At 39.4% G+C, this 22,051-nt stretch carries 33 protein-coding genes; 17 read left to right on the plus strand and 16 right to left on the minus strand.

Features of this window, described 5'->3' with window-relative positions; translation table 11 throughout:
• Positions 1–7: 7 nt before the first annotated feature.
• Together OFN73_RS03600 and OFN73_RS03605 are read left to right on the plus strand one after the other, a co-directional pair.
• On the plus strand, positions 8–1,039 hold the full coding sequence (locus OFN73_RS03600) for a hypothetical protein (protein ID WP_270862275.1): 1,032 nt from the start codon (positions 8–10) through the stop codon (positions 1,037–1,039).
• Complete coding sequence (locus OFN73_RS03605) at positions 1,029–1,298, plus strand: YkgJ family cysteine cluster protein (protein WP_270862276.1); 270 nt, start codon at positions 1,029–1,031, stop codon at positions 1,296–1,298. The genes OFN73_RS03600 and OFN73_RS03605 overlap by 11 nt, the downstream gene beginning before the upstream one ends.
• Positions 1,299–1,352: 54 nt before the next feature.
• Here the strand turns inward: OFN73_RS03605 and OFN73_RS03610 are convergent, their stop codons facing one another.
• Complete coding sequence (locus OFN73_RS03610) at positions 1,353–1,937, minus strand: PAS domain-containing protein (protein ID WP_270862277.1); 585 nt, start codon at positions 1,935–1,937, stop codon at positions 1,353–1,355.
• Positions 1,938–2,051: 114 nt separating this feature from the next.
• Here OFN73_RS03610 and OFN73_RS03615 point away from each other — a divergent pair, with 114 nt between their 5' ends.
• Entirely contained in the window at positions 2,052–2,492 is a 441-nt protein-coding gene (locus OFN73_RS03615; RefSeq protein WP_270858311.1) for a hypothetical protein, read from the plus strand.
• 50 nt (positions 2,493–2,542) lie between these two features.
• Here OFN73_RS03615 and OFN73_RS03620 read toward each other — a convergent pair whose 3' ends face one another.
• Positions 2,543–2,773: a YdcH family protein gene (locus tag OFN73_RS03620; protein ID WP_270858312.1), complete on the minus strand. Its 231-nt coding sequence runs from the start codon at positions 2,771–2,773 to the stop codon at positions 2,543–2,545.
• Between the two features lie 171 nt (positions 2,774–2,944).
• On the opposite strand from OFN73_RS03620, the gene OFN73_RS03625 reads away from it, so the two are divergent.
• Both OFN73_RS03625 and OFN73_RS03630 read left to right on the plus strand, forming a co-directional pair.
• Positions 2,945–3,652, plus strand: a complete 708-nt coding sequence (locus OFN73_RS03625; RefSeq protein ID WP_270862278.1) for a DUF4198 domain-containing protein — start codon at positions 2,945–2,947, stop codon at positions 3,650–3,652.
• A complete protein-coding gene (locus OFN73_RS03630; RefSeq protein WP_270862279.1) occupies positions 3,649–4,080 on the plus strand; it encodes a hypothetical protein in 432 nt (143 codons plus the stop codon). The genes OFN73_RS03625 and OFN73_RS03630 overlap by 4 nt, the downstream gene beginning before the upstream one ends.
• Before the next feature lie 61 nt (positions 4,081–4,141).
• Here the strand turns inward: OFN73_RS03630 and OFN73_RS03635 are convergent, their stop codons facing one another.
• The 4 genes from OFN73_RS03635 to OFN73_RS03650 all read right to left on the minus strand — a co-directional run bounded on the left by OFN73_RS03635 (position 4,142) and on the right by OFN73_RS03650 (position 7,070).
• Positions 4,142–4,633 (minus strand): GNAT family N-acetyltransferase, encoded by a 492-nt coding sequence (locus OFN73_RS03635; RefSeq protein WP_270862280.1) that lies wholly within the window; start codon positions 4,631–4,633, stop codon positions 4,142–4,144.
• Between the two features lie 85 nt (positions 4,634–4,718).
• Positions 4,719–5,285, minus strand: a complete 567-nt coding sequence (locus OFN73_RS03640) for a c-type cytochrome (protein ID WP_270862281.1) — start codon at positions 5,283–5,285, stop codon at positions 4,719–4,721.
• 123 nt (positions 5,286–5,408) lie between these two features.
• Positions 5,409–6,695 (minus strand): citrate synthase, encoded by a 1,287-nt coding sequence (locus tag OFN73_RS03645; protein WP_270862282.1) that lies wholly within the window; start codon positions 6,693–6,695, stop codon positions 5,409–5,411.
• Between the two features lie 90 nt (positions 6,696–6,785).
• The gene (locus tag OFN73_RS03650) at positions 6,786–7,070 is read right to left on the minus strand and encodes a hypothetical protein (protein WP_270862283.1); all 285 of its coding nucleotides are present in this window, start codon (positions 7,068–7,070) and stop codon (positions 6,786–6,788) included.
• Here OFN73_RS03650 and OFN73_RS03655 point away from each other — a divergent pair.
• Positions 7,033–7,260 carry a hypothetical protein gene (locus OFN73_RS03655; RefSeq protein WP_270862284.1) on the plus strand — a complete coding sequence of 76 codons (228 nt, stop codon included), beginning with the start codon at positions 7,033–7,035 and terminating at the stop codon, positions 7,258–7,260. The two genes, OFN73_RS03650 and OFN73_RS03655, sit on opposite strands and share 38 nt — an antisense overlap.
• Before the next feature lie 189 nt (positions 7,261–7,449).
• Here the strand turns inward: OFN73_RS03655 and OFN73_RS03660 are convergent, their stop codons facing one another.
• From OFN73_RS03660 to OFN73_RS03695, 8 genes are read right to left on the minus strand one after another with little or no spacing between them, the layout of a single operon-like run.
• Positions 7,450–8,400 carry a PstS family phosphate ABC transporter substrate-binding protein gene (locus tag OFN73_RS03660; protein WP_270862285.1) on the minus strand — a complete coding sequence of 317 codons (951 nt, stop codon included), beginning with the start codon at positions 8,398–8,400 and terminating at the stop codon, positions 7,450–7,452.
• Positions 8,401–8,403: 3 nt separating this feature from the next.
• Positions 8,404–8,541, minus strand: coding sequence for a hypothetical protein (locus OFN73_RS03665; RefSeq protein ID WP_270862286.1), 138 nt, complete (start codon positions 8,539–8,541; stop codon positions 8,404–8,406).
• Between the two features lie 9 nt (positions 8,542–8,550).
• Positions 8,551–8,751, minus strand: a complete 201-nt coding sequence (locus OFN73_RS03670; RefSeq protein ID WP_270862287.1) for a hypothetical protein — start codon at positions 8,749–8,751, stop codon at positions 8,551–8,553.
• A gap of 33 nt (positions 8,752–8,784) precedes the next feature.
• On the minus strand, positions 8,785–9,015 hold the full coding sequence (locus OFN73_RS03675) for a hypothetical protein (protein ID WP_270862288.1): 231 nt from the start codon (positions 9,013–9,015) through the stop codon (positions 8,785–8,787).
• A gap of 18 nt (positions 9,016–9,033) precedes the next feature.
• Positions 9,034–9,297: a hypothetical protein gene (locus OFN73_RS03680; protein WP_270862289.1), complete on the minus strand. Its 264-nt coding sequence runs from the start codon at positions 9,295–9,297 to the stop codon at positions 9,034–9,036.
• A 2-nt stretch (positions 9,298–9,299) separates the two neighbouring features.
• On the minus strand, positions 9,300–9,872 hold the full coding sequence (gene hisB / locus OFN73_RS03685) for an imidazoleglycerol-phosphate dehydratase HisB (protein ID WP_270862290.1): 573 nt from the start codon (positions 9,870–9,872) through the stop codon (positions 9,300–9,302).
• A 24-nt stretch (positions 9,873–9,896) separates the two neighbouring features.
• Complete coding sequence (gene lon / locus OFN73_RS03690; RefSeq protein ID WP_270862291.1) at positions 9,897–12,293, minus strand: endopeptidase La; 2,397 nt, start codon at positions 12,291–12,293, stop codon at positions 9,897–9,899.
• A 10-nt stretch (positions 12,294–12,303) separates the two neighbouring features.
• Positions 12,304–12,951 (minus strand): outer membrane protein assembly factor BamD, encoded by a 648-nt coding sequence (locus tag OFN73_RS03695; protein WP_270859336.1) that lies wholly within the window; start codon positions 12,949–12,951, stop codon positions 12,304–12,306.
• A 189-nt stretch (positions 12,952–13,140) separates the two neighbouring features.
• Between OFN73_RS03695 and OFN73_RS03700 the strand changes: the two genes are divergently transcribed.
• The 4 genes from OFN73_RS03700 to hpf are packed head-to-tail and all read left to right on the plus strand — an operon-like array spanning position 13,141 to position 15,957.
• Positions 13,141–13,869 (plus strand): type II secretion system protein, encoded by a 729-nt coding sequence (locus OFN73_RS03700; protein WP_270862292.1) that lies wholly within the window; start codon positions 13,141–13,143, stop codon positions 13,867–13,869.
• A gap of 8 nt (positions 13,870–13,877) precedes the next feature.
• Positions 13,878–14,861: a type II secretion system protein gene (locus tag OFN73_RS03705; RefSeq protein WP_270862293.1), complete on the plus strand. Its 984-nt coding sequence runs from the start codon at positions 13,878–13,880 to the stop codon at positions 14,859–14,861.
• Positions 14,861–15,397: a type II secretion system protein gene (locus tag OFN73_RS03710; protein WP_270862294.1), complete on the plus strand. Its 537-nt coding sequence runs from the start codon at positions 14,861–14,863 to the stop codon at positions 15,395–15,397. Before OFN73_RS03705 ends, OFN73_RS03710 begins: the two co-directional genes overlap by 1 nt.
• A 17-nt stretch (positions 15,398–15,414) precedes the next feature.
• Complete coding sequence (gene hpf, locus OFN73_RS03715) at positions 15,415–15,957, plus strand: ribosome hibernation-promoting factor, HPF/YfiA family (RefSeq protein ID WP_270862295.1); 543 nt, start codon at positions 15,415–15,417, stop codon at positions 15,955–15,957.
• A 118-nt stretch (positions 15,958–16,075) separates the two neighbouring features.
• Here the strand turns inward: hpf and OFN73_RS03720 are convergent, their stop codons facing one another.
• Positions 16,076–16,873: a 3'-5' exonuclease gene (locus OFN73_RS03720; RefSeq protein ID WP_270862296.1), complete on the minus strand. Its 798-nt coding sequence runs from the start codon at positions 16,871–16,873 to the stop codon at positions 16,076–16,078.
• Positions 16,870–17,511: a ribulose-phosphate 3-epimerase gene (gene rpe / locus OFN73_RS03725; protein WP_270862519.1), complete on the minus strand. Its 642-nt coding sequence runs from the start codon at positions 17,509–17,511 to the stop codon at positions 16,870–16,872. The genes OFN73_RS03720 and rpe overlap by 4 nt, the downstream gene beginning before the upstream one ends.
• Before the next feature lie 150 nt (positions 17,512–17,661).
• Between rpe and rpmB the strand changes: the two genes are divergently transcribed.
• From rpmB to OFN73_RS03760, 7 genes are read left to right on the plus strand one after another with little or no spacing between them, the layout of a single operon-like run.
• Entirely contained in the window at positions 17,662–17,853 is a 192-nt protein-coding gene (gene rpmB / locus OFN73_RS03730) for a 50S ribosomal protein L28 (protein ID WP_270859292.1), read from the plus strand.
• An 18-nt stretch (positions 17,854–17,871) separates the two neighbouring features.
• Positions 17,872–19,002, plus strand: coding sequence for a potassium channel family protein (locus OFN73_RS03735; protein WP_270862297.1), 1,131 nt, complete (start codon positions 17,872–17,874; stop codon positions 19,000–19,002).
• A complete protein-coding gene (gene argJ, locus OFN73_RS03740; protein ID WP_270862298.1) occupies positions 18,995–20,188 on the plus strand; it encodes a bifunctional glutamate N-acetyltransferase/amino-acid acetyltransferase ArgJ in 1,194 nt (397 codons plus the stop codon). The genes OFN73_RS03735 and argJ overlap by 8 nt, the downstream gene beginning before the upstream one ends.
• Before the next feature lie 51 nt (positions 20,189–20,239).
• Positions 20,240–20,614 carry a hypothetical protein gene (locus OFN73_RS03745; protein WP_270862299.1) on the plus strand — a complete coding sequence of 125 codons (375 nt, stop codon included), beginning with the start codon at positions 20,240–20,242 and terminating at the stop codon, positions 20,612–20,614.
• A 1-nt stretch (position 20,615) separates the two neighbouring features.
• On the plus strand, positions 20,616–21,041 hold the full coding sequence (locus OFN73_RS03750) for a hypothetical protein (RefSeq protein WP_270862300.1): 426 nt from the start codon (positions 20,616–20,618) through the stop codon (positions 21,039–21,041).
• On the plus strand, positions 21,010–21,438 hold the full coding sequence (locus tag OFN73_RS03755; RefSeq protein WP_270862301.1) for a hypothetical protein: 429 nt from the start codon (positions 21,010–21,012) through the stop codon (positions 21,436–21,438). Before OFN73_RS03750 ends, OFN73_RS03755 begins: the two co-directional genes overlap by 32 nt.
• On the plus strand, positions 21,425–21,964 hold the full coding sequence (locus OFN73_RS03760; protein ID WP_270862302.1) for a hypothetical protein: 540 nt from the start codon (positions 21,425–21,427) through the stop codon (positions 21,962–21,964). Before OFN73_RS03755 ends, OFN73_RS03760 begins: the two co-directional genes overlap by 14 nt.
• The last annotated feature ends 87 nt before the right edge of the window (positions 21,965–22,051 follow it).

Consider the following 22,051-nt stretch of genomic DNA (forward strand, 5'->3'; position numbering starts at 1 on the left):
AGAAAATATGCCATTACCAATAATAATATTAGCACCAATTCCAATTTTGTTATACGGAGTAAAAAAGTGCTGTGATGCTTATCGGGATAATAAAACTGCAAACTCAGTAAATAATCGAGCAAACGAAATTATCGAAGATGCAAAAGAACTTATCGACACCCACCGAAAAGCTAGTGGAAAAGCACTTGAAAATTTAGGCGAGAAAAAATTATTCATTTTAGATAATGTTGTAAAAAGTCTAATTGATACGATAGAAAAAATTGAGTTTAAAGATAGCATAGGTTTGCAAGAGTTGAGCAAATTTAAGATAGATAAAAGCGAATTTGTCGAACTTAAAGAGATGAGTGGTTTTGCTTCATCTATACTAGGTGGAACAGTCGCTGGGACTGCGGGCGGAGCTTTAACGGCTTTTGGTGCATATAGTGCAGCTGGTTGGTTAGCTACTGCTAGCACGGGCACGGCGATTAGCACTCTTAGTGGTGTGGCTGCTACAAACGCTACTTTGGCATTTTTTGGTGGCGGAAGTTTGGCAGCTGGTGGTTTAGGAGTAGCTGGTGGAACTGCCGTGTTAGGCGGTTTGGTAGCTGCTCCTGCATTGGCAGTGATTGGGCTAATAGCTAGTTCAAAAGCCAGTGCTCTAAAAGATGAAGCTTATGCAAATTTAGACAAAGCTAGAAAATACGAACGAGAGCTAAAAACTGCAAGTGTAGCGTGTGACGGCATAAGAAGAAGAGCGGATATGTTTTATAGATTTTTTCTTCGCCTTGAATCGTTAGCTATGCCGATAAATTATGAATTATCAAAAATAGTAGAAAAATATAAAAATCCAGACACTGGCAAAGCAGACCCGACTAAATTTGATGAAAAAGAAAGAAAAATCTTTGGTGCTAGTATTTCTGTGATAAAAACTATAAAAACTTTGTTGGATACGCCATTGCTAACAGAAAGTGGAGAGCTAACAGAGCAATCAGAGCTTGTCGCAACGCAAATTGACGAGCAAGTAAATTTAGCAGAGAAACAAGTGGCTAATGAGCTTTAATTGTTCTAAATGCGGGGAGTGTTGCAGGCATATCGCAAATATTCCCCAGCTTAGCGAATTTGACAGAGGCGATGGCGTTTGTAAATATCTGCGTGGCCACGAGTGCGATATTTACGACACTCGCCCTGAAATTTGCAATGTAGAAAAAATGTATGAAAAACATTTTTCTAATTTATATTCTCGCGATGAATTTTATAAATTAAACGAAGAAGCGTGTGAAATGCTACAAAATAAAAACCTTAAAAATTTACAAATTTAGCGTTTGGCAATTTAAATTTGCAAAAATGCGCCAAACGCTAAATTTCACCTAAATTTATCTTCCAAAAATTTTGCCAAATTTGGCTTGGAGTTTGTCTAAAAATCCTTTTTTGGTGACGATTCCGTCGATAAATTCGTCATAAGTCGTATTGTTGGCGTGCAAAAACCCCTCCAAATACTCATAGCTAGCCTTTATGCCAGAGCTATTTTCGATCTCGACTAGTTTTTTGTAAATCGGCTCGATTTGCTGGATTATCTCGGCTGGTGCTGGCGTGCGAAATGCCGTATGCTCCGATATAGCCGTGTGTCCGACGACCTTTTTGGTATGCGGGTCGATGACTTGATCGAGCTTGGCGATGACCCAGTAATACCTGCCGTCTTTGGCTAGATTTTTCACCGCAGCCGTAAATGGTCTGCCCTTAGAAATGCTATCCCACATTAGCTTAAATGCGATTTTTGGCATATCTGGGTGTCTGACGATAGAGTGTGGTTTGCCGATGAGCTCGCCCTCGCTATATCCGCTAACCTCCAAAAAATAATCATTGACATAGGTAATGATACCGCGAGGATCCGTCTTTGAGATGATGATTTTGCTGAAATCCAGCTCGATTTGTTCATCTATGGGAACAGGTCTTTCCATACTTACCTCCTATTTTTGTATATATTTTCCTTTTTGTTCTGGTATTTTAACATAAATTTTATAAATTTGTGTTATAATAGCGATTTATATTAATTCAACCAAAGGAAATTTCCAGTGAATAAAGCGGATACTATAAAAGCCGTTGAGAGATTTGTAAATTCGCAAGAAATGATGATGTTTCGCGTCAAAAAGGGGATTTATCAGGACTCAGCGCAAAATTTAGAGCAGGTATTTGCTCCGTTTAAGGATTTTTACTCGTTTTTGAAAAATCCTGCTAATAAATTGCAAGAGTTACTTGGAAATGTCGCGTATGATTCGATCGTGAGCTTTACAGAATCTAGCATTGAGCATTGTGATAAGATCTGGGGCACATATTTTGTCGAAACAAAGGGTTTGTTTAAATCAGGCATAAAATATGTCGAACCTGACTTCGTAGCGAAGGAAAAAGCCAAAGCTTACTACGACGATTTGGTCAAAAACAACGAAAAATTAATGGAATACATCGATATCGGATTACAACGCTTACACAGCCTGGAAGATAAATTATTTTTGTAATTTTATAAATTTGATATTAAATTTATGGTTGCGCGGAGTGCGCAACCTTTTTATTTGCCCTCTTTTTCAGCTTTAATCTTAGCCAAAAACATACCGATTTCATCTTTTACGCGAAGTTTCTCTCTTTTTAGTGAATCGACTTCTAAATCGCTCATATGCACTCTGCCCTCGACTGCGGCTGCGATTTGATGATCTAAATCATCGTGTTTTTCAAACAACGCATCAAAGCGTGCATTTTTGCCTTTAAGTTCAGTGATTAAATCTCTGTATTCGTGAAACATAACATATCCTTTTCTTTGAAATAGCCCATTAGTTTAGCACAAAGGGGCTTAAAATTCGTATATATTGCAATAAAAGCAAAAATTTATATTAGTAACACCAAAATTCAATTAATATTAAAATTTAGTCGCTATAATACTAATCCATTTTTAATAATATTCAAGGAGAATTTTATGTTTAAAAAAGCACTTCTTTTCGTTGCATTTTGTATGTGCGCAAATGCCCACCAAATCGTTATCCAAAACATCGACACGAACAAATACGAGGTCAAATTTTGGGCTCATGGCGAGTTTGAAAAATATGCCAGCGAGCAGTTAATCGCAGCTAACGGCTACGATGAAAATTTAAAACCTATCAAAACAGGAATTGATTATAAATTTGACGACGCAAACGCCACGCCTGTCGTGCTAACAGCAAGCAAACCAGCTGTAATGAGCGGAATTTACGACGCTGGGTATTGGATAGAAACCGATGAGGGCGGAAGCTTCGTCAAAGGCGGATTAAAGAGCGTTAAAGGCGCAGTTTTTGCAAATTCAAGAAGCCTAAAAATCGGCAAAACTTATTTTTCGTGGAACGAAGCAATGCTAAGCCCGATAGGCCTTGATTTCGAAATCATCGCCCTTGCAGATCCATTTTCACTAAAAGACGGCGACAAACTCCCTGTTTTGGTGCTCAAAAACGGCAAACCATCACCAAAAACAAAATTTGAAGTCGGCGTGCATGAGGACTGGGAATTTAGCACAAACGAGTTTGGTATCGCGCTAATCCCAGTTGAAAAAGGGCTAAATGTAATCGCTGCCAAGAGCGCTAGAAGCGAATATTCAGACCCAAATGCCAACAAACTCTTGATCCAAACTTCAATCACATTTGAGCTTAAATGAGAGTTTTAATTAGCGTTTTGTTTTGCGCTATTTTGGCGTTTGCGCATGGGATTAGCTACAATATCACGCATGATAAAGCCGTGATAATCAATGCGAATTTTGCCACTTCTATCCCAGCCAAACACGCCAAAGTTCGCATTTACCAAGGAGAAAGTGCGCTCGCTATGCAAATCGCACAGACGGATGAAAACGGCAAACTAGCCTTTTTGCCACCTGCGCCCGGGAAATACCGCGTCGAAATAAGTGCGCAGAGTGATCACGGCGAGCACAGAAGCGAATTTAGCGTGGATATTGATGAGAATTTCGGCGTTAGCAAATACGATGAGCTAGCCTTTGCGAAATACCAAGGCCTACTTAGCGTGATTGGCATTATTTTTGGACTTTTTGGCATTATTGCATTATTAAAAAGTAAAAAACGCGCGATTTAGCGCGAATTTAAGGGTTAAATTTAGATAAATTTTATGTTCTCTTTCAAATTTGCGCTTAAATTTAGCCCTTTTTAATCTCCCAGCGCATTTGATACCAGCTTTTATCGCCGAATTTTGACTTACAAATTCCCTCATTTACAAAGCCAAATTTTTCGTAAAATTTCACCAAACGCTCTTCGCAGGTTAGCACGATTCCGCTTTTTGCGCGCGCTATGGCGTGTGTTTGCAGGGTGCCTATCAGCGCAGAGCCGATCTCACGACCCCTAAATTCTGGCATCACGCCAAGGCTTAGCCCCATTAACCACGCGCCGTCTTTGTCGTAAAATTTAGTGCCAAAAAACATACCATCATCGAAATCTCGCTCATTTGTGCATAGCGACACAATCTCGCCTATGATTTGATTATTTTCGTAGGCTACGAAAATATCATCAGCGAATTTCGCCAAAAACTCGCCAAAAGCCTCTTTGCTGACCCTTTGATTTGGCGGAAATGAAATGTCCTCTATGGCTTTGATAGCGTCCAAATCTGCGGTTTTCGCGCTTCGTATTTGCATAAATACTCCGAATTTTAAAATTTGAAGGAATTTAGGATTGCTAAATTTAGCCAAAAGCCAAATTTAGCAAAATTTTTGAGTTAAATTAGTTTTTAAACGATTCGATATACGCGTTTAAAACGCCGATTTGATCGTCGCTTATGCGAAGTTGGCCTCTCATCACTGCGCCCATACCATAATATCCCTTGCCGTCGTTTGCAGTGCCGTCTTTTAGGGCGTGGAGCTTCTCTAATCTCTCTTCGCTAGATAAATTTACGATAGGTGGGACTTTTGTGTAGGTTTTTTCGCCTTTTGCGCCGTGGCAAGCTACGCAGGTTTTATACAGCAATGCGCCTTGTTCTGCCACTTCTGGGCTTATGCTAGGCGCAGGAGTGGCTGCGGTTGCGTTCGTATCAGCTGCGGTTTCAGCCGCATCGGTAGCATTTGCCTCAGTAGCATTCGCCTCTGCACTTGGCTGGGCGGCAGTCGCGTTTGCCTCGGCCGCGACCTCGCCATTAGCGTTTGTTTCGCTTGCATTAGCAGGAGTCATATATGCGCCTAAATCCAAATTCGCCGCGTCTGGCATGGTTTCTACCGTGAGCTCTGGTGCCCCGTAAGACAAAGAGCCCAAACAAAATACCGCGCAAGATATTAAAAACAATTTTCTTTTCATTTTTACCCCTTTCATAAAAACACAGGATTATAGCGTAAAATTTTAATAAATTTTAAATTATTTCAAAAATTTTGGGTTAAATTTTGCATTTAAATTTAACCCAAATTTTGCCCTAAATTTGGGCTATTCGTTTATGCGCTCTGGGCCAATGTAGAGTTGGCGAGGGCGGACGATTTTTATAGTTTCTTGCTCTTTGAGCTCTATCCATTGTGCCATCCAGCCTGGACTTCGTCCCATTACGAAGATTACGGCAAACATTTCTGTCGGAATTCCGAGCGCTTTTAGGATTAGACCTGAGTTGAAATCGACATTTGGATAGAGGTTGCGAGATACGAAATATTCGTCATTTAGCACGATTTCTTCTAATCTATTTGCCACGCGGATTAAATTCGTATCGATTCCGATCTCTTCGATTAGCTGATTTCGCAGACCTTTTAGCACCTTGGCGCGCGGATCGTAATTTTTATAGACGCGGTGTCCAAAGCCCATTAGGCGGAACGGATCGGATTTGTCCTTGGCTTTGGCGATGTATTTATCGACATTTTCTGGTGTGCCTATCATTTCTAGCTGGCGAATTACGCTTTCGTTCGCCCCACCGTGCGCATGTCCCCACAGCGCGCCGATACCTGCGCTTATGCACGCATAAGGGTGAGCGTGAGTAGAACCCACCGTGCGCACCGTCGTCGTTGAGGCGTTTTGCTCGTGGTCAGCGTGGAGCATAAGCACGCTATCTAGGGCTTTGACCTCGATTGGTTTGAGATCGACATGCGAGTGCGGGAAGCTTCGCATCATATACAAGAAATTTTCCGTAAATCCGCGCGCCAAATCAGGATAAATGATAGGATAGCCTTTGGAGTGGCGATAATAAAATGCCGCAAGAGTTGGCATTTTGGCTACTAATCGTTTTGCCATTTCCATGTATTCGTTAGGATCGTCAAAGCTCATATCCTTAGAGTAATACGCGCTAAGCGTAGCGATACATGCCTGTAAAACCGCCATAGGGTGGGCGCGATCTGGAAATGCGTCGAAAAGTTTTAGGATTTTTTCGTTGATAAATGAGCGGGTTTTGAGCTCGTATAAAAACGCGTTGTATTCGTCCTTGCTAGGCAGTTTTTTATTTAGCAGTAGATACACGACATCGAGGTAGCGTTTGTTTTGCGCTAGCCACGCGATATCGTATCCGCGGTGCATGAGCTCGCCCTTTTCGCCGTCAATGTATGTAATCGAGCTTTTGCACATGGCTGTGGAGGTATATCCCCTATCTAGGGTAAACATTCCAGTGTCTTTGTAAAAATTCGAAATGTCAATTACACTAGGACCCATTGTGCCATCAAGGATTGGGAAGTCGTATGTCGCGCCATTGCGGTTGTCGCGCAAGGTAACGGAGTTGGAAAATTGAGTTTCGCTCATCATCGCCCCTTTTAAAAAATCTAATCCGTGGATTATAGCTAAAATTTAGACATTTTATTAAACGAGATAGGATTAAAATTGTTAAATTTATTATTTTACCCCCACATATCCGCTTTGCTCGATGATTTTTTGACCTTGTGCGCTCAAAATCCACTCTAAAATTTTGGCGATATTTTCGTTTTTGTTATTTTTGTCATACACGGCGTAAATTTCGCCTATTATCGAATACGAGCGGTTTTTAATATTTTCTTTGTTTGGATACACGCCGTTTAAACTTAGCATTTTAACCTTGCCGTTTGCGACGAGAGTTTCGACATAGTAGCGAAACGAAAAGCCAATGGCTGAGCCGAAAAATCCAAGCGTGTTTCGCTTCATTTTTTCATCTTTCATAAACGCGCTCATCGTGCTTGGGCTGTGCGGCGTGATATTTTATCTAGCGCACCCTGATTTTTTGGCATTATCAAAACACGGCGGATTTGAGGCGGAGATTTTATACCTTTATATCGGAATTTCACTTTGCTTGCTAGCCTGCGGTGGTGGTAAATTTAGCGTGGCGAGGGATTGAAATTTAGCAAATTTCAAATACCAAGTGAAGTCATATTTGAAAATAAAATTAATAAAATAGCTAAACACAAAATCCAAAATATAAAAGTGGCGAAATCTGCCATAGTCCGAGTTTTGCATAAATTTACAAAAGATGCAATAAATCCAAAAAGTAGCGTTATTATTAGTAAAATTACAAAAATAAAAAACACTATTTTATCCCCACATATCCGCTTTGCTCGATGATTTCTTGCCCTTGTGCGCTTAAAATCCACTCTAAAATTTTGGCGATATTTTCGTTTTTGTTATTTTTATCATACACGGCGTAAATTTCGCCTATTATCGGATATGAGCGGTTTTTGATATTTTCTTTATTTGGGTAAATTCCATTTAAGCTTAGCATTTTAACCTTACCGTTTGCGACGAGAGTTTCGACATAGTAACGAAACGAAAAGCCAATAGCTGAGCCAAAAAATCCAAGCGTGTTTCGCTTCATTTTTTCATCTTTCATAAACGCGCTCATCGCACTTTGCGAACCGCTGCCTTCATTTCGTTGCACAGCATCGATATATAAATTTGCCCCGCCTACTTGCGACCATTTTGTGATTTTTCCGCTATAAATTTCCTTGATTTGAGCGGTGCTTAAATTTGATACGGGATTATCTTTATGGACGATAAAAACAAAGGCTTCAAGCCCAATTGGCACGAATTCTAAATCCACGCCATTTTCTTTGGCATATTGTAGTTGAGCCTTTGACGGCTTTGCGACAAAAATCAAATCTGCTTTCTTATCAACCACAGCCTTGTAGGCACCACGAGTGTTTGTGTATTTTAGTCTGCTTTTTTCGCTGAAATTTTCGCCGTCAAATTCCACACTATCTTTTGGATAAATCGCATTTACAAAAGCCGAAAACACAGGGAAAAGTGCCGCCGCTCCGTCGATGACGGGCAAGTCGTCTTGTAAATTTAAGTCCGCTTTTGTTTTGTAAATGTGTGAATTCTCATCAAAGGGCAAAAATTTGCTAATTTCGATTGATTTTGCCTGCATTTCGGGGTTTGTGGAGTTTTTGTAGCGTTTGGTAATGCCGTGATAAAATGCCAAATCAAACGCCAAAAACGCTAAAATAAGCGAAATGATTATTAAAATTTGAGATTTTTTCACGGCTTATTTCCCATTTGCGATATACGAAATAATCGAGCATTTGCTTTGCAAATCAAAAGTATAAGCAATCAGTCCAGCCACGCTAAATGCCCAAATAATGCAAATCGCAAGGATTATTTTATAAAATTTTTCATCACTCATAATTTTTCCTTACATACTCGCACCAGGCAAAGAAAATAAAATTATAAGTGCTAAACTGCCAAGCAAAATAACCAAAACTATAAACAAAAGCACAAACACAAGCCCTTTTAATGCCAAATAATTGTCAGTTTTTTGGATGTTTTTATGAAGTTTTAGCACAAGCGTAAAAACAATGACAATCAAAACACCAAGAACTATAAAATCTTGCATCTCAAAACCCCATTTTGTGAATTTTCGTCGCCCTTACATACTCGCACCAGGCAGAGACATTAAAATCATAAGCACCACCAAAGAAGAAATAAAGACAATCGCCACAATTACAAGAGATAAAATTATATAAATCAATGTGTTAGTAAGTTTTGAGCCACCTCTTGTATTAAGATAGGTTCTAATTTTTTTATCGACAATTCCAACTCCGACAAGCAATAAAATCGGAATTCCCCATAAAAGTATTGTAAAAAACAAATCACTCATTTTAAAATTTTCCTAAATTTACATATGAAAAATTGGCTCTTGGAATATTAAATTTGTGATATATAAATCAATTGTAATAACTGCACAAATGCAGGTTATAATGGCAAATTTTAAGACTACTTTTTTCAAATTTTTATAATCCGAATTTTCTTTATCGCTTCTTTTTAGCTCAATAAAACCATATAATGAAATGATTAACAAAACTATTGTTATACTAATTGGGATAAATAAAGAATACGAAAGTATCCAAAAAAATTCAAAAAGCCAAAGTAATGTATCCATTGCTACAAAACACCTTTTGTGCTTGGAGTTCCTGTGCGTGAATTTTTGGCGACGGCTCGTCTAAATGCGACTGCAAATGCTTTAAACGACGCTTCTGCTATGTGATGAGCGTTATCGCCACGCAAATTTATTAGATGAAGCGTGATACTAGCGTTAAACGCAAGGGCTCTAAAAAACTCAGCGATTAACTCAGCGTCAAATTCGCCGATTTTGCCGGTTTTTAGACCTTCATAAACCAAAAATGCTCTGTTTGATAAATCCAACGCACAGCTACTCGCTGCTTCGTCCATGACAACCACGCTATCGCCGTATCTCTCGACATTTTGAATCGGATAAATCGCTTCTTTTATCGCCTCTCCTAGCACGATTCCACAGTCTTCGACGCTGTGGTGAAAATCCACTTCCAAATCGCCCTTGCAAACGAGTTTTATATCCATTAATGAGTGCTTACACAAAGCTGTTAGCATGTGGTCAAAAAAGCCAATGCCTGTGCTAATCTCAGCCTTGCCGGAGCCGTAAATTTCAAGCTCCAAGCTTATGTCGGTTTCTTTCGTTTTTCTAGTTTTGCTTATCATTTTATCTCCTTTAAAAGGCTAAATTTAGACCAATGCGATTTTTAGCACATCTTCTATGTGATCGACTGGCGTGATTTGCATGGCGTTTTTGACTTCATCTGGAATCTCGTCCAAATCGCGCTCGAAATTTTTGCGCGGGATTAGGGCGTGGGTGATTTTGGCCTTGTGCGCGGCGATTAATTTTTCCTTTAATCCGCCGATTGCAAGCACAGCCCCACTTAGCGTAATCTCGCCTGTCATCGCCACATCGAAGCGCACCTTTTTCTCGCTTAAAATCGATGCAATCGCCGTTGCTAGCGTGATTCCAGCACTTGGGCCGTCTTTTGGCGTAGCGCCCTCTGGGACATGGATATGCAGGTCAAATTTGTTATAAATTTGCTCGTCTTTTGCCAAATTTGCGCTTTTTTCAAATTTTAATTTTCCATTATCGATTAGGACTTTTACCACGCTAAATGCGATTTGAGCGGATTCCTTCATCACATCGCCAAGCTGACCGGTAATCGTCATCGCACCCTTACCCTTGATTTTAATCGCTTCGATTTTTAGGACATCGCCGCCCACGCTCGTCCAAGCTAGGCCATTTACAATGCCGATTTGGTTCGTTTTTTTCACGGCGTCGATTTCAAAAACCTTTTTATCCAAAAATTCTTCTAAATTTTTGGTTGTTATGGCAAGTTTTTTAAATTCGCTATCTTTTAGAATTCTAACGGCGATTTTACGGCAAATCGCTGCGATTTGGCGGCGCAGGTTACGCACGCCTGATTCTCTGGTGTATTCGGCGATGATTTTTTCAAGCGCAGCAGAGTGAAAGCTGATATCGGCTGGTTTGAGCCCGTGTCGCTCTAATTCCTGCGGGATTAGATAGTTTTTTGCGATTTGAAATTTCTCTTGCGGGGTGTATGAGCTAAGCCCGATAAACTCCATTCTGTCGCGAAGTGGGGCAGGTATTTGGGAAATATCGTTCGCTGTGGCGATAAAAATAATCTTGCTTAAATCGATATCGAAATTTAGGTAATAATCTCTAAATGCTGAATTTTGCTCTGGATCTAAAATTTCGAGCAAAACAGCGGTCGGATCGCCTTTATACGAGGTGGATACCTTGTCGATTTCATCTAGCACGACGACAGGATTCATCTGTTTTGCGCTGATTAAACCCTGCACCAAACGCCCTGGCATGGCACCTACATAGGTGCGGCGGTGGCCACGAAGTTCATTGACATCTTCTAATCCGCCAAGTGCGATACGGATTAATTTGCGTTTTAGCGCAGTTGCGATTGAGTTTGCTAGGCTGGTTTTACCCACGCCAGGAGGTCCGTAAAAGCACAAAATCGCGCCATTATTCACGCGTTTGCCATCTTTATCTACGCTTCCGCGAAGCTCTAAAAGCTCTTTTAGCGCGAAATACTCTTCGATACGCTCTTTTGGCTTTTCTAGGGAATAATGGTCTTTGTTTAGCTGTTTGCTTACGCTTTGGATTGAGAGTTTTTCCTTTGCCATTTGTTCAAATGGGATTTCCAAAACCCAGTCGAGATAGCTTTGCGAAAGCCCTGCGTCTGCGCTGTCTGGGTGAAGGCGCGCAAATTTGTCGATTTGCTTTTTTATCTCTTTGTAGGCTTCATCGCTGATAAATGGCTTTTTTAGATCCAGCTTTTTTCTGTATTCTTCGATTTCGACCTCTCTGTCGCTATCTGAGCCAAGTTCTTTTTGGATTTGTTTTAACTGCTCTTTTAAAAAATACTCTTTGTTGGTTTGATCGATTTTGCTATGAACTTTGCTTTTGATCTCTTTTTCGAGGCGATAAGATTCGATTTCATCGGCAATGTAGGCGATGAGATCGAAAATTCTTTTTTCTAAATTTAACTGCGAAAAAAACGAATACGCTATCTCTTTTTTGACCCTGAGCGCGCTTAGTGTTAAATCGCAAATTCGCGATGCGTCTGTGTTTTCCTCGATAGTTTTAAGCAGATCGTTTGGGAAAAAGTGCGTTAGGCTACTTAGGGCTTTGACTCTCTCTTTTAAAACATTGATTGATGCGTCGATTTTTGCTTCGTCGCCTCGCTCATCATGGACGATACCGATAGTGGCAAATAGCGGGTTTTGCGAAATTTCGTGCAGAATTTTGCCCTTTGCAGAGCCTTGGAATAAAATTTTAACCCTGCCATCAGGAAGTGGCACTGTGCGCATGATAGTGCCGATTACGCCGATATGATAAATCCCGCCGAAGCTCCTGTCGCCGTTAAATTCGGGCGTCGAGCTTACTACCATTATCATAGATTCGTTTTTTATGGCAAGATCGATGGCTCTTTTGTTTTTTTCGTCGCTTATGAAAAGCGGAGTTATCATAAACGGGTATAAAAACAGCTCGTCCTCGACCAAAATCGGCAAATCTGTGGGAAATTTTTTATTTTGTGATAACTGCATTAGAAATTTCCTACTCAAATATCGCGCGATACCATGGGGATTGTGGTTTGATAATCTCGGTGCTGTTCATCGGCGAATTTTCGATTCTGCTTTCGTAAATTTTGGCTGATTCGTCCTTGCCAGTGCGCTCGTAAAGGTCTTTTATGTCTTTATTGAGCTGGTGTTCAGCTAAGCGAAGCTTGGTCATCATAGTTTCTAATAGCGGTCTATACTGGCTTTGAGGGTATTCGATGATAAATTTGCGAATTTCATCTATGCTATTTAGCATTAATCGCTGATTGCGACCTGGGCGTGAAAATGAGTCGAAATTTGCTCTGATTTTTAGGTATCTTGCATACTCGATTTTTCTCGCGGTGCCGTATCTGCGGATATATTCGTCTAGATATTTGTTTGCTTTTTCGTAATTTTCGTCATCGACGAAGGCTTGTGCCATAATCAGCGTCATTTCTTCCAAAAGCGGTGAAGCGATGTGCTCGCTAGCAAAGCTCGTGTAGTGCGTCTCGGCATCATCGTATGAAAGCGAGTTTAAATCGTCTAGGATTTGCGCATACCATGCTTCTTGGCTGAGGTTAAAAAGTGTGCCATCGCCCTTCGAGCTACAACCGCCGATAAATGCGACAAACAAGGCACAAAGTAGAAATTTGATTAAATTTTGCATATTTTTTCCTTGTGAAATTTTAACCCGCAATTCTATAATATTTAGGTAAATATACACCAAAATTTCACTTAAATTTTAAAAATTTCATTTTGTATGCGTAAAAATAGCAAATTTAAGGTTTTGCATTGTATAATTATGCGTCTAGCAGTGGATATTGAGTATCCATGAGTAAAATTTAAGGAAGGCGAGATGAAAAAGGGTTTCACTCTGATCGAGTTGGTCTTTACCATCGTAATCTTGGCTATTACTACAATGGCCATACCGCGTATAGTCGCTCAGACGGTAAATTTGAATATGTTTGCCGTGCAACAGGAGCTTGTTTATAATGCTAAATCTATGATGAGCCGTATTCAGCCGGCGAAGTGGGATAGCAATTATATTGTAGTGGATTGTGGTAGCGATTCTGCATGTAAGTTACCTCCGATGATACATACCGTAGCAGCTGATGAAGCGGCAGCTAGGCCAGGAATTAATAAGGGGTATAATACGGTCACTGGTGGTGGTATTGATCCTGGTATGAGAAAAATCAGCTTAGCTACTCCTACGCCATACGCTAATTTCGGTACAGGAGCAAATGCGATATCTTTCGGAGATGCTACTAACTACAACGATGTAGATGATTACAATGGTTTTGCTCATGTTTTAAATGTGGATGATTTGGTAACTGGCGATTTTGTATTGACTACAAATACAGCTGTTAGAGTGGATTATGTAGCAGATCCGATAGCTGCTGGATCTAATTATGCTAATAGCCAAAATTTAGTGGCAAATTTTAGTGATACCTTTGCAAATGGAAATCCTACTGATGTCAAATTGGTTTCAGTAACATCGACAAATGCAGCAGATGGAACTAGCGTAGTTCTTAGATACTATACTTTTAACATTGGCGTAGAAAACCAAACCGTTGCTTATAGATAGGATTGAACATGAAAAAGGGTTTTACTTTAATAGAATTAGTAATGGTCATAGTGATTTTGGGTATAATCTCTATGTTTGGTGCAGACTTGTATTCTCAGATATATAGATCATATTTGCATACCCGTGCTTTAAATCAGTTAGAATCAAGAACGCAAAATGCAATAACTTTGATAACAAATAGATTGGAATATCGTGTGCCTGGCACTACAATAGGCAGGATAGATGGACAACCTATCAATCAATTTTTAGAGCTTCCTAGCACTACATCAGCACACAATATTTTAGAGTGGATTGGTCAAAGTATAGAGACTAAGGATATAAATAATCAAAGACCTGGTTGGAGTGGATTTGTAGATGTACAATCAATCCCAACACCTTGGGCTGCTGGCAACAACAATATAAATTCCCAAGGAAGTAATTTAACCAGCGTAGGCGGTATAATTAGTAATCTAACATGCGCCGCAAGAGGGTGTGCTGCTGGCAGATATAATAATTTCGCGGTTATATTTAAAAGTGTGGCTAGTGATTTTTATGGTGGCCAGATTAATACTGCTTTTGGTTATAGTGGGACAAATTTGGCGGCTGATAGGATATTTGTGGCAGATGCTACTGTAAATGCAGGTGCAAATGAAACTTTAACTATCACTAATTATCCTGCAAATGCAAGTGGAGATAGAGAATTTTCGGAACAGTATTATTTGGTTCATTCTGCTTACACGATTTATCCGACTGGGACCGCAAATGTAAATTATGGTGGCCAAGCAAGTCAAAATTTCAATCTTATGTTGGCTTATAATTACAGACCATGGCTTGGTGAAACATACAATGGTGCCACTACAAGTAATGCACTTTTGGCCGAGGATGTGTTTATGTTTAGGCTTAGAGATGAGGCGGGATCGATTGCTATGAAACTATGTATGAGAGATAATGGTAGAAATTTTGACCCTAATCAATTAGATATGGTTATGTGTAAATCTCAGGTGGTGTACTAATGAAAAAGATGAGAAGAGCCTTTGGCTTGATAGCCGCAATATTTTTTATCGTTTTAGTTGCCACTACGGCTATTACTGCGCTTTCTATCGCTACGATGACAGCCCGCGATACAAATAATGCTCACAACCGCGAGCAGGCTGTGCTTTTAGCGCAAAGTGCGACAGAGTATGCTGTTTTGGCTATGCAAAAGCATCAGTATCCAGCGTGTAATACTGGCATTGCTCCTTGTGCTGCAACAGAAAATTGCTTAGAAACTATAAACATTACCTATCCAAATGCACAAAATCCATTGTTTAATATAAATGTGAGAATAGATTATTTGGATATGAATTTTCGAAGCGCATGTAATCTTAATACCATAGGACAAATACCATTACAAAACACTATGATTGATGATCCTGCTAATCCTGGAAATCAAATAAATAGTGGAGTTGTGCAAAGCCATCAAGCATTAATCGATGTTACTGTTACATCTACTAACGCTCTTGGCGAACCAAGAATCAGATACCATAGAAGAACAATACAAAAACCTTAATTTCAATGGAGGAAAGAATGAATTTAAGTATAGTAGGAAAACAGTTTGAACTAACAGACGCTATTAAGGATTATATCACACAAGCGTTTGATAGTCTAAAAAAATACAACCTTGACATTATATCAGGTCGTGCTGTCGTATCAGCAGATGAAAAACAAGGTCGCAAGGGCTTCGTCGTGGATTTTTCGCTAAATTTGGCTCACCAAGACACAATTGTCGTGCGCGAAAAAGACAAAGACCTATACGCAGCGGTAGATAACGCAACAAATCGCCTTGCAAAAGTGCTTCGTCGCTACCACGACAAGGTAAATTCGCACAAAAACCGCGATGATATGAAACAAAACGCAGTAGATGAAATCATCAAGGCTAGCGAGCCGAATTTAGACGATAATGTCGATGAAATCGTCCCAACAGAGCTAGATCTTTACAAACCGCTAGAAATCGACGAGGCGCTAAATAAGTTAAAAGAAAGCACCGATCAATTCCTAGTTTTCAACGATATGGACGCCAAAATGCGCGTTTTATACAAACGCAAAGATGGCAAATTTGGGCTATTCTAGGATTTGATTGTCTAAATTTTGCCAAATTTCACGGACAGGTTCGCCTGTCCGTTTTTTTATGTCTAAAATTTCTATAAGTTATAAATATATCGTTATAAAATCAAATTTAAATTTTTGTTTATGAATTACAATTTTTGCTCGTTGTATTTTTCAGCCCTGCTGTGCGGGAAAATAGTATTAAATCCTCCGTGCTTTGCACGCTCCATGGAAGTGCGCTTATGGCGTGAGCGAAGATTTCCTTGCACGAAATAGCGTCGCTGTAAGCCCTGTGGTGGGTGTTTTCGATACCCAAAAGCTCTTTTAGCGCGCCGAGATTGTATTTAGGCGACTCTATCGTGCGACGCGCTAGCTCTACGGTGCAAATTTTGCGGTTTAGCAGCATGCCAAATCCGCATTTTTGCATACTTGCGTCGATAAAACCATAATCGAATTTGACATTATGCGCCACGAAAATCGCGTCGCCTAAAAATAGTCGAAACCGCTCCAAAACGCTAGCTAGGCTTGGCGCGCCCACTAAATCGCTTGCGCTAATTCCGGTTAGTTCGGTGATACCCTCTGGCACGAAATTTGCATAAACGAAACTCTCAAATCTATCCAAAACTTCTCCGCCTTGCACCTTTATCGCGCCGATTTCGATGATTTGGCCGCTGCTTAGCCCGCCGCTAGTCTCGATATCCACAAAGCAAAAAATCTCGTCCTCGATATCGGTTTCGCGGGTTTTGAGCGTGATTTTGCCGTTGTCTAGCTTGATGACATTTAGCCCCATGGCGCGCCACATGCTAAAATCTTTTGGCTCAAAAAGCTCCGCAATTAGCTCGATTTTTTGCGCTTTGGCAATAAAATCGTGGTAGTTTATGCTTTTTTGCGCCAAAAGTTCGATTAGGTTATCAAGCCTTTTTCTGCTGTCTTGGCTCATACTTTTAGGGCTTTGATAGCTTCGCTGTAATCGTTTGATGAAAATACGAAATTTCCAGCCACGACGATGTCTGCGCCTGCGCTATCTAGCTCGGCGACATTTAGTCCATTTACGCCACCATCGACTTCGATCATACATTTTGCGCCCCGTTTTTCGATCAAATTTCTAAGTTCTGAAATTTTGCGCAAGGCTGAGGGGATAAATTTTTGCCCGCCAAAGCCCGGATTTACGCTCATTAAAAGCACCATATCAACCTCGTCTATGATGTAATCAAGTGCGCTAATTGGCGTGTGTGGATTGAGCGTGATAGCGGGGCTGACGCCGTTTTTGCGGATATGATCTATCAAGCGCAAAGGGTGTTTTTCTTCCTCGATATGAAAGCTTAAAAATTTCGGTTTTAGTGGCAAAAATAAATCAGCGAAAAACGGCACATTTTGCACCATTAAATGAATATCAAGAGGCTTTGTAGAGGCCTTGGCTACGGCATTTACGACAAGTGGGCCGATTGTGAGATTTGGCACGAAGTGTCCGTCCATGACATCGACATGGATCAGATCTGCTCCCGCGTCGCATACTGCGCGCACTTCTTCGCTAAGCCTGCCAAAATCAGCTGATAAAATACTAGGGGCTACATACATATCAAATTTCCTTATCAAATTTATAAAACTCGCAATTTTACTAATTTTTCTCATAAAATTTGCTAAATTTAATACTTTGTATAATTTAAGCAAATTTTGAAATTTTTTAAGATATAATCGCCGTTTATTTTCAAATTATAAGGATTTATTATGGCAAGAAGATGCGCAATCACTGGCAAAGGTGCGATGGTAGGAAACAATGTAAGCCACGCAAACAACAGAACTAAGAAAAAATTCCAAGTCAATCTACGCACAGTTCGCGTTCAGCTAGAAGACGGCACTACAAGAAAAATCAAAGTAGCTGCTTCAACTCTAAGAACAATGAAAAAACAATCAAGATAACCTTAAAAAGAGGAATTTATGTCTATTTTAGGCAGAATAAAATTATTCCTCAACTGGTCCGGCTCTACTAAACCGGACATTAACCTTTATAGCGAAATTTACGACGAACTACGCCCATTTAGACTTCCACTAATTATCATTGTTTTAATGCAGTTAGTGGGGACTTTGGGCTATATGTTCACTGCTGGATTTTCGCTAGTTGATGCAATTTATCAAGCAGGCATGACATTTACCACCGTCGGATTTACCGAGGTGGCGCCAATACCGCCTGCTGGCAGACTTTTTACAATCGCATTTATTTTGATGGGCTTTGGGACATTTTCGTTTTGTCTGGGTGTCGTCGTCGAAGTTATCAAAAGAGGAACACTGCAAAATTTAATCAGGGAGCAAGCTATGATAAACAATATCGCAAGGCTCAAAAATCACTACATTATATGCTATAACAACTCGTATTGTGCGGAGTTGGCGAAGGAATTTCGCGCCAATCATATCCCATTTGTCGTCATTGATCCAAACCCAGATTTGGCAAAAAGCGCTGATGAAAATTTATACCCATACTATATAATCGGCGATCCGCACGAGCAAAAAACGCTTTTAAAAGCGCACCTTTCAAGCGCAAAATCCGTAATCACGCTAAGTCCAAATTTAGCCGATAATATCGCTATTATTACGCTTGTTAGGCTTTATGAAAAAGAATTAGGGCGTATTACGCCGTATTTTATCATGGCGAATTCTGACAGCGACAGCGACAGCGAACGCCTCAAAAAACTTGGTGCGAATTCTGTCGTGTTGCCGTCCAAACTCGCCGCACAGCGTCTTTCGGCGATTAGTGTGCGCCCAGATATGGAAAATATCCTAGAACGCCTCGTTTATCAAAAAGACTCTCCGATTGATATCGAAGAAATTTTAGTCCCTGAGTTTTCGTGGATGAGGTTCAAACGCCTCAAAGAAACCCGCCTCAAAGAGATGACAAACGCAAATATCGTGGGCGTGAAGGAAGCTAACAACCGCTTTGTAGCTATGCCTGATGGGGATTATCTAATCGGCACTGGCGCGAAATTGCTAGTCATCGGCACAGCCGAGGGTATTAGGGATACCAAAAAGCTAATTAGAAGCAAATATAAACCTCAGGAGATGAAATATGTATAAAATCGCCCCTTTGCAAAACGGCCTTGAAAATATCGACGGATTTTATTTTGGCGGGCTAAATTCGGGCTTTAAAAAGGTCGGAAATGATTTGGGATTTATTAGAGCCGACGAGCCGTTTGCTATAAGCGCGATTTTTACGAGTAATAAATTTGCCGCTGCGCCAATAGCGCATTTTAGGCGAATTTTAGAGAAAAACGGCGGGGAATTTCGCACGAATTTCATTTTGATAAATTCTAAAAACGCAAACGCAATGACCGGCGAAGCTGGTATTGGCGATATAGATGAAATTTTCTCTGAAATTTCAAAATTTACGCCCTTAGTAAATCCTGTGATGAGCTCAACCGGCGTCATTGGATATAGATTAAAAAAAGAAAAAATCATAGCCGCTGCGAAAAATTTCGACCTTATGGCGCGTGATTCTGATGCCATAGCCACGGCGATTATGACGACAGATACGCTAAAAAAGGAGTTTGCTTACGAAGTGAGCTTAGATAGTGGCGAGAAATTTCACATAGCAGGTATTTGCAAGGGTGCAGGTATGATAAATCCGGCTTTGGCGACTATGCTTTGCTATATTTTAACCGACGCGAAAATCCCACACTCTGATATGAGCGAGCTTTTAAGCGAGGCTGTGGAGGATAGCTTTAATAGGGTCAGTGTCGATGGCGATACGAGCACGAACGATACCGTCATGCTAGCTACCAGTGCGCGCGCTAGCTATGATAAAGAGGCGTTTCGTGCCACGCTGAAAAAACTCGCACTCGACCTTGCTTTAATGCTAGTGCGTGATGGCGAGGGCGCGAATAAGCTGGTAAAATTTAGAGTTTTTGGCGCGAAAAATGATAATGAAGCCAAAAAGGCTGCTAAGGCTTTGTCAAATTCTCCGCTTGTCAAAACAGCGATTTATGGCGAGGATCCAAACTGGGGGCGCATAGCCTCTACAATTGGCGCGTGCGGGATAGAGTGCGACGCCGAAAAACTCGTGATAAAATACGATGACGCGCTTGTGTATGATAGCGCGCACCGTGAGCTAGACGAGGAGCGTGAAAGGCTAGCGCACGAAGTAATGCAAAAGGCCGAATTTGAAATTTCATGCGATTTGGGGCTTGGAGCGGGCGAATTTAGCGCGTATGGCTGTGATCTCAGCTATGAATATGTCAAAATAAACGCAGATTACAGGTCGTAAATTTAGCGAAATTTGCGCCTGTAAGGGTGGTTTATTCAAGAAAAGAAAAAAATGAAAGCAGGTATTAGGGATTTTTTGTTTGTAATTATTGGTTTTTTGATATGTATTATAGTTTTTGGTGGCGCTAATAGGATATCCTATCAAGTTGCAATCAAAGAAGACCCATGTTATCGATATAATTATATGGATAACATGCGATTAGACAGCAATTATAGTCAAGTATTTGTGTATTGTGCAAATCGTGCATTAAATAGAACTAAAAATATGTTAGATTTTTATTTTAGAATTTTACCAAAAGACGCAAATTTTACTTCCCAAGAACAAATAGTGGTTGATAAGGTAAAAAAAATTATAAATGATGAATTTATTGAAAATAATATAACAAAACAGCAACCGAAAATTCAAAAATTTCAAATAAGAAAATGAGATGAAATTTTTAAAAAAAATATTAAAAATATTAAAAATAATCTTTTATTTGATTTCAACTATTTTGATATTGCTTGTGACAGCACCTTATTTATTAGACAAAAGTACATGTTTATTTGCAGAAAAACGGCTTTTGTCTAGACTAAAAGAAGCAAATGAAACTAAAAATATACTTTTATTACAAGGCATTGTTTTTGATAGTAGAATTTGCAGACAAAAAGAAATTTACGATCAAGCTTCTGTATTGATATGCGCCGATTTTAATTATAACGATTTTATTAAAGAGCTGAATGAGGCAAATAAAACAAAAAATAGAGATAGATTGTTAGAACTTGATGTGCAATCTAAATTTTGTATAAAAAATATGGACATAAGAGATAAGATATGGAAAGAATTTGAATTATATAAGCTATATTGGCGGGAGTAAAAATGATTTGAAACGATACAAAAACATTATTTTATTACCTTTTGTGATAATTGTTGCGTTTTTTGTTTTTCGTATGGTTTATATGGAAATGATTAGCGAGTGTGCTCCAAAAAATCTTTTTTCAGACAATTCTATAAGCAATAACGATAATATTAAACTGAAAGCAAAGTGCATAAAAAAGGCTTTGGAAAATGATGATAAACACCTTATTATGCAGTATTTTAAAAGAGAAACAAATGAGTGCCTTAAAATTATCGATGAACCATCAAGAATTCCGCAAAATTTAGTTAAAGTTAATAGTTTTGACGAGTGGAAAAAATTAAGGATTGCAGATACTGACAATATAATTTGTGCTATTGGTAATACTAAAAAAGGTAATATCGATGAAATCAAATAAATTTATGCAATTTATTTTGGAAAACATTTATTATATTTTGTTTTCTGCTACGCTTTTTTTCATATCGTTTAATATAGAAACTAATTTGAAAAATACCGAATATATCGAAGGAAAAGTAACATCTATCGAGGAGATAGCGGTAAAAAATTTTAGAGATGAGGTTTTATCGCCTAGAAAATATTACAATGTCTGCATTAAAAATAACACTGGGAATAGTTGTATTAAGGTCGTAGAGCCAAATTTGGGATTTGAGCCGATAGTTAGTTATTTGAGCAAAAATAATTATTTTTTTACATTTTGGGTAAAAAAGGAAAGTTTTGGCGATGTTTATAAAATTTACAAAGCGCTTGTTTATGAAGACGAGCAGAAAACAAAAATTCTAAAATTTTATAGTGGAAAAGACGCAGAAATCGTAAAATTTTCACAAAAAGAGCTTCGATTATACAAAAATTTTACCTTGTTTTTGGCGATTGCGCTTTTGTGGTTTGTCTTTAAAAGAAGAAAGTTAGTTCGAAATTGGTTATAAATTATTTTCGCCACGCTACTTTTAAAATTTGAAGCAAGTATCGTAGGGTGGCGTTTTCACTCGCTACAATGAGAAAACAGAACTAAA

The organism is Campylobacter sp. JMF_14 EL1 (assembly GCF_027737585.1).
Taxonomy (GTDB): domain Bacteria; phylum Campylobacterota; class Campylobacteria; order Campylobacterales; family Campylobacteraceae; genus Campylobacter_B.

What these genes read in the sequence shown, in the direction of transcription:
- OFN73_RS03600 (WP_270862275.1), top strand. Translation starts at nt 8, where the DNA reads ATGCCATTACCAATAATAATATTAGCACCAATTCCAATTTTGTTATAC.
- OFN73_RS03605 (WP_270862276.1), top strand. Translation starts at nt 1,029, where the DNA reads ATGAGCTTTAATTGTTCTAAATGCGGGGAGTGTTGCAGGCATATCGCA.
- OFN73_RS03610 (WP_270862277.1), bottom strand. Translation starts at nt 1,937, where the DNA reads ATGGAAAGACCTGTTCCCATAGATGAACAAATCGAGCTGGATTTCAGC.
- OFN73_RS03620 (WP_270858312.1), bottom strand. Translation starts at nt 2,773, where the DNA reads ATGTTTCACGAATACAGAGATTTAATCACTGAACTTAAAGGCAAAAAT.
- OFN73_RS03625 (WP_270862278.1), top strand. Translation starts at nt 2,945, where the DNA reads ATGTTTAAAAAAGCACTTCTTTTCGTTGCATTTTGTATGTGCGCAAAT.
- OFN73_RS03630 (WP_270862279.1), top strand. Translation starts at nt 3,649, where the DNA reads ATGAGAGTTTTAATTAGCGTTTTGTTTTGCGCTATTTTGGCGTTTGCG.
- OFN73_RS03635 (WP_270862280.1), bottom strand. Translation starts at nt 4,633, where the DNA reads ATGCAAATACGAAGCGCGAAAACCGCAGATTTGGACGCTATCAAAGCC.
- OFN73_RS03640 (WP_270862281.1), bottom strand. Translation starts at nt 5,285, where the DNA reads ATGAAAAGAAAATTGTTTTTAATATCTTGCGCGGTATTTTGTTTGGGC.
- OFN73_RS03645 (WP_270862282.1), bottom strand. Translation starts at nt 6,695, where the DNA reads ATGAGCGAAACTCAATTTTCCAACTCCGTTACCTTGCGCGACAACCGC.
- OFN73_RS03655 (WP_270862284.1), top strand. Translation starts at nt 7,033, where the DNA reads ATGGCTGAGCCGAAAAATCCAAGCGTGTTTCGCTTCATTTTTTCATCT.
- OFN73_RS03650 (WP_270862283.1), bottom strand. Translation starts at nt 7,070, where the DNA reads ATGAAGCGAAACACGCTTGGATTTTTCGGCTCAGCCATTGGCTTTTCG.
- OFN73_RS03665 (WP_270862286.1), bottom strand. Translation starts at nt 8,541, where the DNA reads ATGAGTGATGAAAAATTTTATAAAATAATCCTTGCGATTTGCATTATT.
- OFN73_RS03670 (WP_270862287.1), bottom strand. Translation starts at nt 8,751, where the DNA reads ATGCAAGATTTTATAGTTCTTGGTGTTTTGATTGTCATTGTTTTTACG.
- OFN73_RS03675 (WP_270862288.1), bottom strand. Translation starts at nt 9,015, where the DNA reads ATGAGTGATTTGTTTTTTACAATACTTTTATGGGGAATTCCGATTTTA.
- OFN73_RS03680 (WP_270862289.1), bottom strand. Translation starts at nt 9,297, where the DNA reads ATGGATACATTACTTTGGCTTTTTGAATTTTTTTGGATACTTTCGTAT.
- hisB (WP_270862290.1), bottom strand. Translation starts at nt 9,872, where the DNA reads ATGATAAGCAAAACTAGAAAAACGAAAGAAACCGACATAAGCTTGGAG.
- lon (WP_270862291.1), bottom strand. Translation starts at nt 12,293, where the DNA reads ATGCAGTTATCACAAAATAAAAAATTTCCCACAGATTTGCCGATTTTG.
- OFN73_RS03695 (WP_270859336.1), bottom strand. Translation starts at nt 12,951, where the DNA reads ATGCAAAATTTAATCAAATTTCTACTTTGTGCCTTGTTTGTCGCATTT.
- OFN73_RS03700 (WP_270862292.1), top strand. Translation starts at nt 13,141, where the DNA reads ATGAAAAAGGGTTTCACTCTGATCGAGTTGGTCTTTACCATCGTAATC.
- OFN73_RS03705 (WP_270862293.1), top strand. Translation starts at nt 13,878, where the DNA reads ATGAAAAAGGGTTTTACTTTAATAGAATTAGTAATGGTCATAGTGATT.
- OFN73_RS03710 (WP_270862294.1), top strand. Translation starts at nt 14,861, where the DNA reads ATGAAAAAGATGAGAAGAGCCTTTGGCTTGATAGCCGCAATATTTTTT.
- hpf (WP_270862295.1), top strand. Translation starts at nt 15,415, where the DNA reads ATGAATTTAAGTATAGTAGGAAAACAGTTTGAACTAACAGACGCTATT.
- OFN73_RS03720 (WP_270862296.1), bottom strand. Translation starts at nt 16,873, where the DNA reads ATGAGCCAAGACAGCAGAAAAAGGCTTGATAACCTAATCGAACTTTTG.
- rpe (WP_270862519.1), bottom strand. Translation starts at nt 17,511, where the DNA reads ATGTATGTAGCCCCTAGTATTTTATCAGCTGATTTTGGCAGGCTTAGC.
- rpmB (WP_270859292.1), top strand. Translation starts at nt 17,662, where the DNA reads ATGGCAAGAAGATGCGCAATCACTGGCAAAGGTGCGATGGTAGGAAAC.
- OFN73_RS03735 (WP_270862297.1), top strand. Translation starts at nt 17,872, where the DNA reads ATGTCTATTTTAGGCAGAATAAAATTATTCCTCAACTGGTCCGGCTCT.
- argJ (WP_270862298.1), top strand. Translation starts at nt 18,995, where the DNA reads ATGTATAAAATCGCCCCTTTGCAAAACGGCCTTGAAAATATCGACGGA.
- OFN73_RS03745 (WP_270862299.1), top strand. Translation starts at nt 20,240, where the DNA reads ATGAAAGCAGGTATTAGGGATTTTTTGTTTGTAATTATTGGTTTTTTG.
- OFN73_RS03750 (WP_270862300.1), top strand. Translation starts at nt 20,616, where the DNA reads ATGAAATTTTTAAAAAAAATATTAAAAATATTAAAAATAATCTTTTAT.
- OFN73_RS03760 (WP_270862302.1), top strand. Translation starts at nt 21,425, where the DNA reads ATGAAATCAAATAAATTTATGCAATTTATTTTGGAAAACATTTATTAT.